At 39.1% G+C, this 16582-nt stretch carries 14 protein-coding genes; all 14 read left to right on the forward strand.

Going from position 1 to position 16582, the window contains the following annotated elements; translation table 11 throughout:
- On the forward strand, positions 1 to 873 hold the full coding sequence (gene dapA / locus ACH0CI_RS03825) for a 4-hydroxy-tetrahydrodipicolinate synthase (RefSeq protein ID WP_013058822.1): 873 nt from the start codon (positions 1 to 3) through the stop codon (positions 871 to 873).
- Positions 874 to 1067: 194 nt separating this feature from the next.
- A complete protein-coding gene (locus tag ACH0CI_RS03830) occupies positions 1068 to 2735 on the forward strand; it encodes a ribonuclease J (RefSeq protein ID WP_406900890.1) in 1668 nt (555 codons plus the stop codon).
- Between the two features lie 105 nt (positions 2736 to 2840).
- Positions 2841 to 3593, forward strand: a complete 753-nt coding sequence (locus ACH0CI_RS03835; RefSeq protein ID WP_013058820.1) for a ClpP family protease — start codon at positions 2841 to 2843, stop codon at positions 3591 to 3593.
- Positions 3590 to 3799 (forward strand): YlzJ-like family protein, encoded by a 210-nt coding sequence (locus ACH0CI_RS03840; RefSeq protein ID WP_028411391.1) that lies wholly within the window; start codon positions 3590 to 3592, stop codon positions 3797 to 3799. Before ACH0CI_RS03835 ends, ACH0CI_RS03840 begins: the two co-directional genes overlap by 4 nt.
- A 138-nt stretch (positions 3800 to 3937) precedes the next feature.
- On the forward strand, positions 3938 to 6295 hold the full coding sequence (locus ACH0CI_RS03845; RefSeq protein WP_047749914.1) for an FtsK/SpoIIIE family DNA translocase: 2358 nt from the start codon (positions 3938 to 3940) through the stop codon (positions 6293 to 6295).
- A 641-nt stretch (positions 6296 to 6936) separates the two neighbouring features.
- Positions 6937 to 7662 carry a GntR family transcriptional regulator gene (locus ACH0CI_RS03850; RefSeq protein ID WP_028411389.1) on the forward strand — a complete coding sequence of 242 codons (726 nt, stop codon included), beginning with the start codon at positions 6937 to 6939 and terminating at the stop codon, positions 7660 to 7662.
- A 133-nt stretch (positions 7663 to 7795) separates the two neighbouring features.
- A complete protein-coding gene (locus tag ACH0CI_RS03855) occupies positions 7796 to 8884 on the forward strand; it encodes a BMP family lipoprotein (protein ID WP_028411388.1) in 1089 nt (362 codons plus the stop codon).
- Positions 8885 to 9003: 119 nt separating this feature from the next.
- The gene (locus ACH0CI_RS03860; protein WP_335707084.1) at positions 9004 to 10533 is read left to right on the forward strand and encodes an ABC transporter ATP-binding protein; all 1530 of its coding nucleotides are present in this window, start codon (positions 9004 to 9006) and stop codon (positions 10531 to 10533) included.
- Entirely contained in the window at positions 10530 to 11591 is a 1062-nt protein-coding gene (locus ACH0CI_RS03865) for an ABC transporter permease (RefSeq protein ID WP_014458483.1), read from the forward strand. The genes ACH0CI_RS03860 and ACH0CI_RS03865 overlap by 4 nt, the downstream gene beginning before the upstream one ends.
- On the forward strand, positions 11588 to 12547 hold the full coding sequence (locus ACH0CI_RS03870) for an ABC transporter permease (protein WP_013084750.1): 960 nt from the start codon (positions 11588 to 11590) through the stop codon (positions 12545 to 12547). The genes ACH0CI_RS03865 and ACH0CI_RS03870 overlap by 4 nt, the downstream gene beginning before the upstream one ends.
- 258 nt (positions 12548 to 12805) lie before the next feature.
- Complete coding sequence (gene yfmF, locus ACH0CI_RS03875) at positions 12806 to 14101, forward strand: EF-P 5-aminopentanol modification-associated protein YfmF (RefSeq protein WP_028411385.1); 1296 nt, start codon at positions 12806 to 12808, stop codon at positions 14099 to 14101.
- On the forward strand, positions 14088 to 15371 hold the full coding sequence (yfmH, locus tag ACH0CI_RS03880; protein ID WP_025750276.1) for an EF-P 5-aminopentanol modification-associated protein YfmH: 1284 nt from the start codon (positions 14088 to 14090) through the stop codon (positions 15369 to 15371). The genes yfmF and yfmH overlap by 14 nt, the downstream gene beginning before the upstream one ends.
- 63 nt (positions 15372 to 15434) lie before the next feature.
- Complete coding sequence (gene ymfI / locus ACH0CI_RS03885) at positions 15435 to 16160, forward strand: elongation factor P 5-aminopentanone reductase (RefSeq protein WP_028411384.1); 726 nt, start codon at positions 15435 to 15437, stop codon at positions 16158 to 16160.
- A gap of 65 nt (positions 16161 to 16225) precedes the next feature.
- Positions 16226 to 16486: a DUF3243 domain-containing protein gene (locus ACH0CI_RS03890; protein WP_013058809.1), complete on the forward strand. Its 261-nt coding sequence runs from the start codon at positions 16226 to 16228 to the stop codon at positions 16484 to 16486.
- Positions 16487 to 16582: the final 96 nt, after the last annotated feature.

Genomic DNA, 16582 nt, shown 5'->3' on the forward strand with positions numbered 1-16582 from the left:
ATGATTGATTTTGGGAAAGTCGCAACAGCGATGGTAACGCCTTTTGATCATAAAGGAAATATTGATTTTGAAAAAACAACGCAGCTTATTAACTATTTAATCAGCAACGGTTCAGATGCGTTGGTTATTGCAGGAACAACTGGTGAATCTCCTACGCTTTCAACAGAAGAAAAGCTGGCGCTGTTCCGCCACTCAGTAAAGGTAGTAGATGGCCGTGTACCTGTTGTTGCAGGTACAGGAAGCAATAATACGTATGCATCAATTGAATTAACGAAAAAGGCAGAAGAAATCGGCGTAGATGCGATTATGATTGTAGCACCTTATTATAACAAGCCGAATCAGGAAGGCTTATATCAGCACTTTAAAACAATTGCTGAAAGTACAGAGCTGCCTGTCATGTTATACAATATTCCAGGGCGATCCGTGATCAATATGTCTGTGGATACAATTGTACGCCTAGCTGAACTGCCAAATGTTGTAGCGTTAAAAGATGCAAGCGGCGACCTTGACGCAATGACAGCTATTATCGCACAAACAAGCGATGATTTTGCTTTATACAGCGGTGATGATGGCTTAACACTGCCGGTATTAGCAATTGGAGGAACTGGGATTATTTCTGTTGCCTCTCACGTTATTGGAAATGAAATGCAAGAGATGGTTAAGTTGTATGAGTCAGGAAATCCGAAAGAAGCAGCAAAAATTCATCAGCGTATCGTACCTGTGATGAAATCTCTTTTTGCGGCTCCAAGTCCAACGCCTGTTAAAACAGCTTTACAGCTAAAAGGGTTAGACGTAGGATCGGTACGATTACCTTTAGTTCCGTTAACGGAAGAAGAACGCCAAACGTTAGTTAGCACATTAAATACGCTATAAGCTATAAGTATGTTTTTTAAACGTCTCTTCATTGACCGTATATACGAGTTGATGAAGAGACGTTTTTTTCTTATAAGATAATAGAAGAGCATATGACGGAAATAGACGAATGAAATTTCTTGTATTCCAATTCTTACTTCAGTTATAATGTAAGCAAATGAAATTGTACGGGTGAAAGTAAGTAGGAGGAACTTATGGTACTAGAAAAGACAGAAAATATTAAAATTTCAGCCTTGGGTGGAGTCGGAGAACTTGGAAAAAACATGTATGTGGTGGAAATTAATGAAAACATATATGTGTTAGATGCAGGGTCAAAGTTTCCGGGAGGGGAAATGTTAGGAATTGATATTGTCATTCCTGACATTACATATTTAGTAGAAAATCAGCAGAACGTAAAAGGCATTTTTGTTACTCATGGACACGAAGAGCAAATTGGGGCTATTCCCTTTATACTTCAAAAATTGGACGTGCCGGTATATGGTACAGAATTAACGCTAGCACTTATCAGAGAAAAGTTAAAAGAGTATGGAATTAAAAAATATGAAGCTTTACATCCTATCACTTCGTCAACGGTTTTATCGTTTGAAGGAGTGGATATTTCATTTTTTAGAACGCAGCACAGTATACAAGATTCAGTCGGCATTTGTTTACAAACCAATCAAGGTGCGATTGTATATACAGGTGATTTTAAATTTGATCAAAACTCAGTCAGCATTCAAAGCGCTGATATTGGAAAAATGGCTGCCATTGGGGAAAAAGGCGTCCTGTGTTTGCTTTCAGACAGTACAAATGCGGATAAGCCAGGCTATACAGTTTCCGAGGCCGTCATCGGACAAAATATTACCGACGCTTTTTATAAAAGCAAAGGTCGAATCATTGTTGCTGCATACAGTTCCAATCTGCACCGTATTCAGCAAATTATTCATGCCGCATATCAGCATGGCCGTAACCTGATCGTTATGGAAAAGAGTATGCTGAAAATCATTGATATTGCAGCAAAACTTGGACATTTGCAGCTGCCTGAGGATTTAATTGTTCCTGTGCAAAAGCTAAAGGATCTTTCAGAACATGAAACGGTTATTTTAACAACAGGTCATCACGGAGAGCCGATTTCAGGTCTTACTCGAATGGCTAAACAGTCCCATAAATTTATCCAAATCAAACAAGATGACACGGTCCTGCTGGCTGCTACACCCGTGGCAGGGCACGAAACGACCTTTTCAAAAACAATTGACGTCATCTTTCGTTTAGGAGCAAGCGTAGTGTTTGCTCAGAAGAAAGTGCAGGCTTCCGGACACGGCAGTCAAGAAGAATTAAAATTTATGATTAACTTAACAAAGCCGAAATATGTCATGCCTGTGAATGGAGAGTACCGAAAACAAAAAGCTTATGCAAAGCTAGCCGGTCAATTAGGAATATCAGAAGATCATATTTGTTTGCTTGAAAAAGGTGAGCGAGTTGAGTTTAAAGATGCTCGCATGTACCCTAGCGGTTCTATTCAAGCGGGAAATACGCTCATTGATGGACTAGGCGTCGGCGATATTGGGAATATCGTTCTGAGGGATCGCAGGCTACTGTCACAGGACGGAATCTTAACGGTAGTAGTTACGATTAATAAACGTCAAAAAACAGTAGTAGCGGGGCCAGAAATCATCTCCCGCGGATTCGTCTATGTAAGAGAATCAGAAAAGCTTTTAGAAGAAGCAACGAAGATTGTTCAGCAAATTTTAGAAAAGTGTATGGAAGACAAAGTGATCGAGTGGTCTTCATTAAAATTAAAAATGAGAGAAAGTTTAAATCAATTTTTATATGAAAAAACCCGTCGTAAACCGATGATTTTACCGATTATCATGGAAATCTAATGTGAAGCCTTCCCGCTGGGAAGGCTTTTTATTTGCAGCTGATGCGGATGTAATAACTATGAGAAGTTCATACTACTACTATCAATAAGTGAAAGGAGCTAGAATATGTTTGAAAATAACGAAAGATTACATTCTGATGAAGCGCCTCAGCAGCCTAATAAAAATGAAGAAAGCAAGGGCGGAATATTAGATAAAATTCAACAATTGGGACAGACCAACGTGGCTCAGCTCCCTCAGGATTCTAATATTCACTGTTTAACGATTGTAGGACAAATCGAAGGGCACATGCAGCTGCCTCCTCAAAATAAAACGACAAAATATGAGCATGTCATCCCGCAAATTGTGGCGATTGAACAAAATCCAAAAATTGAAGGATTGCTTATTATTTTGAATACAGTAGGTGGAGATGTAGAAGCAGGTCTTGCCATTGCGGAAATGATTGCTTCGTTATCCAAGCCTTCTGTGTCCATTGTGCTAGGAGGCGGACATTCAATCGGTGTTCCAATTGCGGTTTCAACTGATTATTCGTATATTGCCGGTACAGCGACCATGACCATTCATCCCATTCGCTTAACGGGTCTTGTTATTGGTGTACCGCAAACATTCGAATACTTAGATAAAATGCAAGAGCGCGTGATTAACTTTGTGAGAGAACACTCTCATATTTCAGAAGAAAAGTTTAAAGAACTTATGTTTTCAAAAGGGAACTTAACGCGTGATATCGGGACAAATGTAGTTGGCGGAGATGCTGTTTCATACGGGTTAATTAACGAAGTAGGCGGAGTTGCTCAAGCAATCAAAAAATTGAATGAACTGATTGAGCAAGGACGTCAGAATGAGGAGCAGCTGCTGCAATGATTTTATATACAATGATGCCACAAGAACTGATTTTTCAGCAGTCTTATCATCAAGAACAATCTCAGCCAAAGCTTATTAATCATAATGGAATCCCGGTTATCGTTGAAGAAAATGAACAAAAACAACAGCAAATTGTGAGGGTTTTAAGCACGAATCCTCAAGATTATTTGAATGAAAATTATTATCCTGGTCAAATTTTGTCGTAAGGATTTCAGTATAATTATGGTGAATATGGTATAATGAATATGACGAAGAAGGCAGCCGCTGTATTGGCTGCTTTTTTATTCAACTGATAAAAGAAACAAAATCAACATAGGGTGTTGGACGTTGATTGGAGTGGAAAAATGGCAAAGAAAAAACGAAGAGGTCAAATAAAAAAGGATGAATGGAAACGCATATTGCGCTTTGAGCTTATTGGCTTATTTTTATTAGCGTTAACGTTAATTGCCATGGCAGGACTCGGTGCTGTAGGACAGGCTCTTGTGCTCGTGGTCCGCTTATTTATTGGCGAATGGTATATGCTGTGTTTAATCGGAATGGTTATTCTATCTGTTTATATTATTTGGAAAAGAGAAATGCCTCCTTTAGTGACGCGGCAGCTTATCGGTACATACCTCATTATTTTATCTATTTTACTGTTTAGTCACGTGACGTTATTTGAAAATTTATCGAAAAACGGAACGTTTACAGATCCATCTGTCATTATGAATACGTGGGATTTGTATATGCTCGAAGCAACGGGACAATCGAATCACAGTGATTTAGGGGGAGGGATGATAGGAGCTATTATGTTTGCCATGTTCTACTATCTGTTTGATAGCTTAGGAACAGAACTTATCGCTGCCTTGCTTATTGTGATTGGGGTACTGCTCATTACCGGACGTTCGCTTCACGAAACGGTATTAAAACTTCTGTCACCTCTAGTTAATTTTTTAACAACGGAGTTAAAAGAAGGCTGGCAAGATATTCAGACGTGGAAACATAAGAAGAAAAAAGCCCCTAAAACAACAAAAAAGAGACGCCAAGAAAAAGCTGTTCAAGAACCTGAAGAAAGCGTGGAAATAGAAGTGGAAGCACCTTCGCCTCCAATTATTGAACACTTTGATTATGGAGAGGAAGAGTCTAGTCAATCTCCTGCTGCTCCTATAGCTCCGGTGCCTCCGGTTATGGAATCGAAGCCTGTAGCTGCTGCACCGCAACAGCCAAGGCCGCAAAAGGAACAGGAAGAAGAAAAAGCTCCTATGATTACCTTTACTGAAACGGAAAATAAAGAGTATGAGCTTCCTCCTATCAAGCTATTGACGATGCCAAAGAAAAGTAACCAGGCAAAAGAGCATAAAAACATTTATAAAAATGCCGAAAAGCTTGAAAAAACGTTTCAAAGTTTCGGCGTAAAAGCAAAAGTGGCAAAAGTTCACCTTGGACCAGCTGTTACAAAATATGAAGTATATCCTGATGTAGGAGTAAAAGTAAGTAAGATTGTCAATTTAAGTGATGATTTAGCACTTGCATTAGCTGCCAAAGATATTCGGATTGAAGCTCCAATCCCGGGGAAATCAGCGGTAGGAATTGAAGTGCCGAACGAAGAAGTAGCGATGGTTTCACTTAGAGAAGTACTTGAAGCGACTGAAAATAACCGACCTGATAAAAAGCTATTAGTTGGTTTAGGAAGAGATATTTCAGGCGAAGCTGTGCTAGCAGAGCTTAATAAAATGCCTCATATGCTTGTAGCAGGGGCAACAGGAAGCGGAAAAAGTGTGTGTATCAACGGTATTATTATTAGTATTTTAATGAGAACAAAGCCTCATGAAGTAAAATTAATGATGATTGACCCTAAAATGGTTGAGTTGAATATGTACAATGGTATTCCGCATTTACTGGCTCCTGTCGTAACAGATCCGAAAAAAGCTTCTCAAGCATTAAAGAAAGTTGTAAGTGAGATGGAGCGACGTTATGAGTTGTTCTCACACAGCGGAACGAGAAACATTGAAGGATATAACGATTTAGTAAAACGTATGAATGATGATGGAGACGCCGATGCAAAACAGCCGACTCTTCCTTATATTGTGGTGATTGTTGATGAGTTGGCTGACTTGATGATGGTTGCTTCATCTGACGTCGAAGATTCGATCACACGTCTTGCTCAAATGGCTCGTGCTGCCGGCATTCATTTGATTATTGCTACACAGCGACCATCAGTAGATGTTATTACTGGAGTTATTAAAGCAAACATTCCTTCCCGAATCGCTTTTAGTGTATCTTCACAAACTGACTCTCGTACGATCCTAGATATGGGAGGAGCTGAGAAGCTTCTAGGAAGAGGAGATATGCTGTTCATGCCTGTTGGAGCTTCAAAACCTGTGCGTGTGCAAGGTGCTTTTTTATCAGATGAAGAAGTAGAAGAGATTGTTGATTTTGTAATTGCACAGCAAAAAGCACAGTATCAAGAAGAAATGATTCCAACAGATGCCCCTGAACAAGTCGATGATTTTGCAGATGAGCTGTATGACGAAGCGGTTCAGCTTGTGGCAGAAATGCAAACAGCTTCTGTTTCTATGCTGCAGCGACGCTTTCGAATTGGCTATAACCGGGCTGCACGCTTAATCGATGCGATGGAAGATCGTGGAGTGGTTGGGCCTTACGAAGGAAGTAAGCCGCGTTCGGTGCTGATTTCTCAGCAAAATGAAGATGTTGGATCTTAATAAGGTTATTAGAAAAGATGGAGCTGGGACAAAAGTATTTTAGCCTAAGTGAAAAACGAATCACTAATCAACATGTCTGATTAGCGGTTCGTTTTTTTTTGTTAGGGTGAATATAGGTTTCATCCGTTTCATTCCTTCTAGCAGTTGACTGAAAGACAAGGTGAAGACTCCTGCGGGAAAAGCGTAAGCGACGAGGAGGCCCATCGCCCGCCCGTGGAAACCGAAGTCTTGCACGGAAATCAACTGCGGTGTCGCAAGCGTTTCAGCTCATCTATCTTATTTGTTTGTCTTTAGATTGGATTTATTTCGTTATGTCTCAACCTCATTTTTTTATGGAAGAAGAGACGGTAAGAATAGTATTATACAAAAATATGTCATGCTAAATAAATAAAATAAAAACGAATATTAAAAAATTTAATGACTAAAATGTTTGGGTTTTATCTAATATTAGAAGAAAAGTAGGTTGTTAGGTATGCTGACATTAAAAAATAACAAAAATTCATTTTTTTAAAAAAATATTAAAAATTTTAACAAAAAATTAATATAACCTATTTATTTATCTGTCGAAAAATGATATATTATTTTCGATTAAGTAGTCGAACATCAGAGGTCTGATGACTTTTTAATATGGAGGAAGAGTGATGTCTATACGTGCGGATAATCGGCACTTGTATTTACAAGTGATTGATAAAATTAAACAAAATATAGAAAAAGGAATTTTTAAAGAAAAGGAAAGACTCCCTTCAGAGTTTGATTTATCAAAGCAGCTAGGGGTTAGCCGCGCAACGCTACGTGAGGCACTTCGCATATTAGAAGAAGAGAATATTATTGTTCGCAGACACGGCGTGGGAACATTTGTCAACACGAAGCCTACTTTTTTGTCAGGAATTGAGCAATTAAATAGTATAACACATATGATTGAACAAGCTGGTATGAAGGCCGGAACAATCTTCTTATCTTCTCAAATACAAGAGTTGTCTGAAAATGATTTAACACGTTTTGCTTGCGGGGAAGACGAACAGATTTTATTTGTTGAACGGGTGAGAACGGCAAACGGAGAGCCTGTTGTATATTGCATGGACAAGGTTCCTCAAAAAATATTGCCTGAAAATTTCGAATATAAACAGGAATCTTTGCTAGAAATTCTTGAAAAACAAGCAGGAAAGCACATTTCATACGCCGTGGCAAATATTGAGCCTCTAGGCTATCATGAAAAAGTTTCTCCTATTTTACAATGCGAGCCAGAAACCGCTTTGCTTGTGCTGAAACAAATGCATTATGACCAGTATGATGAACCCATTTTATATTCCATCAATTATTTTAAAGCAGATCAATTTAGTTTCCAAGTACTGCGTAAACGTGTCTAGTTTTTTTATGGTTAAATGTCAGAAAATTTACAACTATTTAACATTGTCCTTTTAAGGAGGTGTCAAATGTAGGTCACAGGGACGAAATAGAAAATTGGCTTTATACTTTTAAAACTATTCAGGGGGTTAAAACATGTTAAAACGTAAAACGGGACTTGCATTATCACTAGTATTAGCGGCAGGAACACTTTTAAGCGCGTGTGGCTCAAACGACGCAGATAAGAGCAGCGGAGATAAAAAAGCAGCGGATTTTAAAGTGGGAATGGTAACAGATACGGGCGGGGTAGATGATAAATCGTTTAACCAATCTGCTTGGGAAGGTCTAACAAAGTTTGGGAAAGACAACGGACTTGATGAAGGGACTGGATACAAATATTTGCAGTCTACAAAAGCATCTGAATACGAGAGCAACCTTTCTAAATTTGCTGAGAGTGGCTACAACTTGACGTATGGAATTGGCTTTTTGTTAAAAGAAGACATTAAAAAAGCAGCAAAGCAGTATCCAGATGCTAACTTTGCATTAGTAGACGATACGTTAAAGTCAGAAAACTTAGATAACGTGGCGAGCATTCTATTTAAAGAAGAGCAGGGCTCTTTCTTAGTAGGTGTAGTGGCAGCGAAACAAACGAAAACGAACAAAATCGGCTTTATCGGAGGCGTTGAATCTCCATTAATCAAGAAGTTTGAAAACGGATTTAAAGCAGGTGTTAAATCTGTAAACCCAGACGCTGAAGTTATTTCTCAATACGCGGAAAGTTTTAACTCTCCAGAAAAAGGCTCAGCTATCGCTTCTACCATTTACAGCAAAGGCGCTGATATTATTTATCAAGCGGCTGGCGGTACTGGAAACGGCGTATTTACAGAAGCTAAAAACCGTTCAAAAGGCGGTAAAGACAAAAAGGTTTGGGTAATTGGAGTTGACCGCGATCAGCATGAAGAAGGTATGCCTGAAAACGTAACGTTAACTTCGATGGTAAAACGCGTTGACCTTGCTGTAGAAGATGTTGCAAAACAAGCAATGGACGACAAATTCCCAGGCGGTAAAGAGGTTGTGTTTGGCTTAAAAGAAGACGGAGTGGGAATTGCTCCATCACAAGATAATGTAAGCAAAGATGCGTTAAAAGCAGTTGATGAGTATAAGCAAAAAATTCTAGACGGTGACATTACAGTGCCTCAAACGGATAAAGAATTTAAAGAGTTTGAAAAAACGCTTAAAAAATAAGCTGATATCTGTTAAGCAATGATTATATGAGTATAAAAGGCTAGTGAAAACTAGCCTTTTTCATAGCCAAAAAACGGAAGACAGAATCCTGTAGCAGGCAGGAATAGGGAGTGAAAGTAGTGGAATATGTTATTGAAATGCTAGATATTCGCAAAGAGTTTCCCGGTATTGTCGCTAATGACAATATTACACTCCAAGTGAAAAAGGGAGAAATTCATGCTTTGTTAGGAGAAAATGGTGCAGGTAAGTCAACGCTGATGAACGTTTTATTTGGGCTTTATCAGCCTGAAAAAGGGCAGATTCGTGTAAACGGCCAAGAAGTCAAAATCACGGACCCTAACGTAGCGAATGACTTAGGAATTGGAATGGTTCATCAGCATTTTATGCTTGTTCAAAACTTTACAGTCACAGAAAATATTATTCTTGGGAACGAACCGACGCGAACGGGGAAAATCAATATTAAAAAAGCAGCTCAAGATATTCAAGAGCTTTCAAATCAATATGGATTATCGGTAGATCCATATGCGAAGATTCAAGATATCTCAGTTGGCATGCAGCAGCGAGTGGAAATTTTAAAGACGCTTTACAGAGGAGCCGACATTCTTATTTTTGATGAACCTACTGCCGCCTTAACACCTCAGGAAATTACGGAATTAATTCAAATTATGAAAAAATTAATTCAAGAAGGAAAGTCGATTATTTTAATTACGCATAAATTAAAAGAAATTATGTCAGTGTGTGACCGCTGTACAATTATTCGAAAAGGTGTCGGGGTTGGTACGGTAAATGTGCAAGAGACCAACCCTGATGAACTTGCTGCTTTAATGGTAGGAAGAGAAGTACATTTTAAAACTGAAAAGAAAACAGCGACTCCAAAAGAAGCTGTGTTAACAATAAAAGAATTAGTAGTAGAAGACAGCCGAGGAGTAGAGGCTGTAAGTTCACTTGATCTAAGCGTTCGAGCAGGCGAAATTGTAGGCATCGCGGGTGTGGATGGAAATGGCCAAACAGAGCTGATTGAGGCAATTACGGGTCTAAGAAAAATAAAGTCGGGCTCGGTCACGTTAAAAAATCAAGAACTGTCTACGTTATCCACGCGTAAAATTACGGAGTCAGGAGTAGGACATATTCCGCAGGATCGCCATAAGCATGGGCTTGTATTAGATTATACAATTGGTGAAAATATCGGTCTTCAAACGTATTATCAAAAGCCGATGTCTAAATCAGGTATTTTGGATTATAAAGAGCTGTATAAAAAAGCAAAAGAGTTAATTGCAGAATATGATGTGCGAACCCCTAGTGAATATACGCAAGCGCGATCGCTATCGGGCGGAAATCAACAAAAAGCCATTATTGCCCGTGAAGTAGACCGCAGTCCGGAACTATTAATTGCAGCTCAGCCAACGAGGGGGCTGGATGTAGGAGCCATTGAATTTATTCATAAAAAGCTGATTGAAGAACGAGATAAAGGACGGGCAGTGCTGCTCGTTTCGCTAGAACTAGATGAAGTAATGAATCTAAGCGATCGCATTGCGGTTATTTATGAAGGGAAAATAGTTGACATTGTAGATCCAAAAGAAACGAATGAACAAGAGTTAGGTCTATTAATGGCAGGCGGTACGCGTGAGAAAGCGGGTGGAACAGCATGAATAAACTTGTGAAAAACGAACGTGTAATGATGATTTTGATCCCTGTTGTATCGGCCATATTAGGACTCATTGCCGGAGCGGTTATTATGTTACTAGGCGGCTATGATCCAATGCTTGGCTATCAATCTCTTTTTGACGGGATGTTTGGGACGCCAAAAGCCATTGGAGAAACGATTCGTGCCATGACGCCTCTTGCTCTGGCCGGTATTGCGGTTGCGTTTGCTTATAAAACCGGTCTCTTTAACATTGGAGTGGAAGGACAGCTTTTAGTTGGCTGGTTGGCTTCAGTATGGGTTGGGTATGCGTTTGATTTACCAGCAGTCATTCATATTCCTTTAGCTGTATTAGCAGCAGCTGCAGCTGGAGCAGTTTGGGCGTTTATTCCAGGATTTTTAAAAGCAAAATTTCATGTTCATGAAGTAATTGTTTCCATCATGATGAACTATATTGCCCTTTACACCACGAGCAGCTTAATCCGTACGTATTTATACGCGGGTAATGAAAAATCGTATGATATTAAAGAATCGGCATCTTTAGCATCAAGCTTTTTAGCACAGTTAACCAATAACTCCCGCCTTCATTACGGCATTCTTATTACCATCGCTGCAGCCGTCGTAATGTGGTTTATTTTGAATAAAACAGCTAAGGGCTTCGAGCTAAGAGCCGTTGGTTTTAATCAGCATGCTTCACAGTATGCAGGAATGAATGTAGGCCGAAACATTGTGTTATCCATGGCTATTTCAGGCGCTTTTGCCGGGCTTGCCGGAGCTATGGAAGGGCTTGGAACATTTCAATATATGGGCACATTCACTGCGTTTACGGGTACGGGATTTGACGGTATCGCCGTAGCCCTTTTAGGAGCTAACAGCGCAATTGGAATTTTATTAGCTTCATTCTTTTTCGGAGGACTGCAAACTGCGGCTCCTCAAATGAACTTTATGACAGGCGTACCGTCTGAATTAATTCAAATTGTCATTGCGCTTATTATCTTTTTTGTTGCATCTAGTTATTTAATTCGCTGGGTGCTTGGCCGTGCAGGCAAGGGGGGAGCAAAATGAACTTCTTAGAGGTGTTAGCCATTATTATTCCAGCGGCGCTTTATTCAGCTGCACCGCTTATCTTTACCGCGCTCGGAGGGATATTTAGTGAACGTTCCGGGGTTGTGAACATTGGATTAGAAGGGCTGATGATGTTTGGCGCGTTCACAGGTATTGTTTCAACCCTTTTACTTCAGGATTCATTAGGTGCTTGGGCCCCGTGGGTAGCAATAGTAATTGCGGCTGTTGTTTGCGCTGTGTTCTCGCTGATTCATGCTGTTGCAAGCATTACATTAAAAGCAGATCAAACTGTAAGTGGTGTAGCCCTGAATTTTCTAGCTGCGGGTCTTTCAATCTTTTTAATCAAAAAGATTTTTGGGAAAGGACAAACAGATTTTATTCAATTCCGTATCGATAAAGTAAGTATTCCAGGTTTATCAGACATTCCAGTAATAGGTAAAATTCTATTTTCGAACGTTCCTATTACGTCTTATATTGCGATTGCGCTAGCTTTTGCTGTATGGTACATCATTTATAAAACGCCGTTTGGTCTCCGTCTTCGTTCAGTTGGTGAACACCCAATGGCAGCAGACACGATGGGAATCAAAGTTGTGAGAATGCGTTACGTTGGCGTTATGATTTCGGGCATGTTCGCTGGAATCGGCGGAGCGGTGTATGCCACGTCTATCGCTACAAACTTTGCAGCAGGAACGATTGCTGGACAAGGGTTCCTTGCTATTGCGGCCATGATTTTCGGGAAGTGGCATCCTATTGGTGCTTTAGGTGCAGCCATGTTTTTCGGATTAGCACAGTCTTTGAGTATCACGGGAGCTCAGATTCCGGTTATTCAAGATATCCCATCCGTCCTTTTAACCATTGCACCGTACGTATTAACAATCTTAGCGCTTACTGGTTTTGTAGGACGTGCTGAGGCTCCTAAAGCGCTGGGCGTTCCTTATGAAAAAGGCCGCCGCTAATAAATCCTCTATACGAGGTCTAACAATGACTAAAGTTGGATAAATATAGAAGGTGGAGACAAAGAAATCATATTCTTTTCTCCGCCTTTTTTTCATTGAGAGAAAGAATATGAAAAGAAATGAGGAAGCGCGCGGCAAGTTACTTGAAAATGTTTCCTTGAATTCGATATAGTGGTTATAAGACTAAAATTAGCGTTAAAGATTCAAAATAGAAGTATTGTCTAGTTAATACATCAAAATTTAAAAGGAGGTTTATATATGAAATTATTGACTGAACAAAAACATGAACTAGAAGGATTGACTGTTCATACCATTCAAACAGCTAAGTACAAAACAAACACGTTCATTTTAAAACTAAATGCCCCTTTAGATAAGAAAACGGTGACAATGCGTGCCCTTTTACCTTATGTACTTCAAAGCGCTACCGAGTCGCTGCCGTCTACGACAAAGCTTCGTACATATTTAGATGAGCTTTATGGTGCTACTTTACAAGTAGACTTAACAAAAAAAGGTGATAACCACGATATTACGATTCGCATTGATATAGCGAATGAAAAATATTTGAAAGATTCAACTCCGCTTTTGCAAAAAGCGTTAGCGCTTCTTGGCGATATTTTATTAAAGCCAGCAGTTGAAGGGGACTCTTTTTTAACGGATATTATGACAAAAGAAAAGCGTTCGCTTCGTCAGCGAATTCAAGCCGTATTTGATGATAAAATGCGCTATGCTAATTTAAGACTAGTTGAAGAAATGTGTAAGGAAGAACCTTACTCTTTACATGTAAACGGTCAAATTGACGATGTGGAAGAAATTACAGGTGAAAGTTTGTACGCCTATTATCAGCAGGTGTTAAAAGAAGATGCCATTCACCTTTATGCTATTGGAGATTTGCAAGTCGAAGAGGTTTTACAAACAGTAAAAGAAACATTTACTTTACCAAAGCGCGAGCAAAAAGACATTGAAGATTCTATCACGTCTAAAGAGATCTCAAACGTAAATGAAGTGGTGGAAAAACAAGAAGTCAAACAAGGGAAATTAAATATTGGCTATCGTACAAACGTTGTATACGGAGATAGACAGTATTTTGCTCTTCAAGTATTCAATGGGATATTCGGAGGGTTCTCACATTCCAAGCTATTTATTAACGTGCGTGAAAAAGCGAGCTTAGCTTACTATGCTGCTTCGAGAGTAGAGAGTCATAAAGGATTACTAATGGTCATGTCGGGTATTGATGCTAAAAATTACGACCAAGCTGTTACGATTATTAAAGAACAAATGCAGGAAATGAAACAAGGATCGTTTACAGACGGCGAAATCGCTCAAACGAAAGCTGTTATTCACAACCAGCTGCTTGAAACGGTGGATACTCCACGAGGACTAGTAGAGGTTATGTATCATAATGAATTAACGGGTAAAGATATTTCAATTGATGAATACTTAAAGCATATTGACGCGGTATCTAAGCAGGAAATTATTAAAGTGGCTGAGAAAATTGAAATGGATACAATTTATTTCTTAACAGGAACGGGCGGTGAAGAAAATGGAGAAAATTGAATTTTCGCAGCTTCAAGAACAGCTGTATCATGAAAAAATGGATAACGGGCTGCAGGTATACATTTTGCCAAAACCGGAGTTTAACAAAACGTTTGCCACTTTTACAACAAACTACGGATCGATTGACAATCAATTTGTACCGCTAAATGAAAATGAAATGACAAAAGTTCCGGATGGAATTGCCCACTTTTTAGAGCATAAATTATTTGAAAAAGAAGACGGAGATGTCTTTCAGCAGTTTAGTAAACAAGGTGCTTCGGCCAACGCATTTACTTCTTTTACCCGCACAGCTTACTTATTCAGCTGTACATCTAACTTTGAAGAAAATCTTGAAACATTAGTGGACTTTGTACAAGAGCCGTACTTCTCAGAAAAAACGGTAGAAAAAGAAAAGGGCATTATCGGTCAAGAAATTACAATGTATGACGACAATCCGGACTGGCGCTTGTATTTTGGTACCATTCAAAATATGTACAAAAACCATCCTGTTAAAATTGATATTGCCGGCACGATCGAATCGATTTCACATATTAATAAAGATTTACTGTACACATGCTATGAAACGTTTTATCATCCGAGCAACATGCTGTTGTTCATTGTAGGTCCTGTTGATGCGGAAAAAGTAATGAAGCAAGTTCGAGACAATCAGCAGAAAAAAGATTATAAAGAAATCTCTGACATACAGCGTCATTTTGACGAAGAGCCTGAAACGGTGGATCAAGAAAAACAAGTATTAAAAATGCCGGTGCAGTCTTCGAAATGTATGGTGGGTCTAAAAGCGAAAAATCCGCAGCGTTCAGGCGGAGAAATGCTTAAATATGAGTTAGCAATGAATATCATTTTAGATTATGCATTTGGAAAAAGCTCTTCGTACTATGAGGAGTTGTATGCAGACGGACTCATTGATGAAACGTTTGCGTATGATTATACGGAGGAAAGAGGATTTGGTTTTGCTCTTATCGGAGGAGATACGGATCAACCGGAACAGCTGTATGATCGAGTTAAACAAATTTTACTTGAAATGAAAACAAAATCACTAACAGAAGAGGAACTTGAACGTATTCGTAAAAAGAAAATCGGCGGATTTTTACGTTCATTAAACTCACCTGAGTTTATCGCTAATCAGTTTACACGCTATGCGTTTAATGATATGAATTTATTTGATATTGTTGAAACGCTAGAAAAACTGAAGGTAAACGAAATAAAAGATGTGCTAAACGAGATTATTGATGAAAAGAACTTTACGGTTTGTGAAGTAGTACCTAAATAAAGATGATTGTTGCCAAAAAAGCTGATGTTCATCAGCTTTTTTGCATGTAAAGGAGAGAAGGCTATGGAGAAATTTGCCCTTGTGACAGGTGCAAGCGGAGGAATTGGCACAGCGATTGCTAAGCAATTGGCTGAAGATGGATACTCGCTTATTTTGCACTATCATCAACGAAAAGACAAAATAGAGGCGCTTGCACATGAGCTAGCTGAAAAGGTGAAAACCGTGTTTACAGTACAAGCGGATTTATCATGTAAAGAGGGAGTGGAGAAGTTTTTAAAGGAGATTATTGTTCCGGTAGAAGTTATTATTCATAACAGCGGACGAAGCGTTAGCGGGTTAATGACAGATGCTTCGGCAAATGAAACCGAAGAAATGATCTATCTTCACATCACGGCTCCCTTTGTTATTACAAAAGCTTTGCTGCCTAAAATGATCAGTGCTAAAAGCGGACAAATTATCATGATTTCTTCCATTTGGGGACTTACAGGAGCTTCGTTTGAAGTTCTTTATTCAATGGTAAAAGGCGCCCAAAATACGTTTGTAAAAGCTTTGGCAAAAGAGGTTGCATTAAGTGGAATTCGCGTCAATGGAGTTGCGCCCGGAGCGATTGAAACCGATATGATGGCCAGCTATTCAAAAGAAGAGGTTAAAGAGCTCGCTGAAGAGATCCCTTTAGGAAGAATAGGATATCCAAAAGAAGTGGCAGATACGGTTTCATATTTAATATCTTCACGTGCTTCGTATATAACTGGACAAATATTATCGGTTAATGGCGGTTGGTACATATAAAGTGTGCATAAAATTAAAAACAAGGTACAAACTATGATATGAATAAACCTTAAGGAGGGCTACTCATGTCAGTATTAGAAAACTGGGATAGCTGGAAAGATTTTTTAGGCGACCGTTTACATCATGCACAAAACGAAGGAATGCAAGAAGAAGTTATTCATGATCTTGCTTATCAAATTGGTGGATATTTAGCAAACCAAGTTGATGCAAAAAATGATCAAGAGCGAATTTTAGCAGACCTTTGGAGTGTTGCTTCTAAAGAAGAGCAGCATGCGATTGCGAGCAGCATGGTGAAATTAGTTCAAAATAACGGATCAGTAAAATAAGTTATCGTTTCTAAAAAGGAGCTAATTCACCGCGTGTGAAAGCTCCTTTTTTCTTAGAATTAAATAGTACAAATAAATAAGCGCTTACATACATAA

Source organism: Priestia sp. 179-F W1.4 NHS (assembly GCF_045369295.1).
Lineage (GTDB): Bacteria > Bacillota > Bacilli > Bacillales > Bacillaceae_H > Priestia > Priestia zanthoxyli.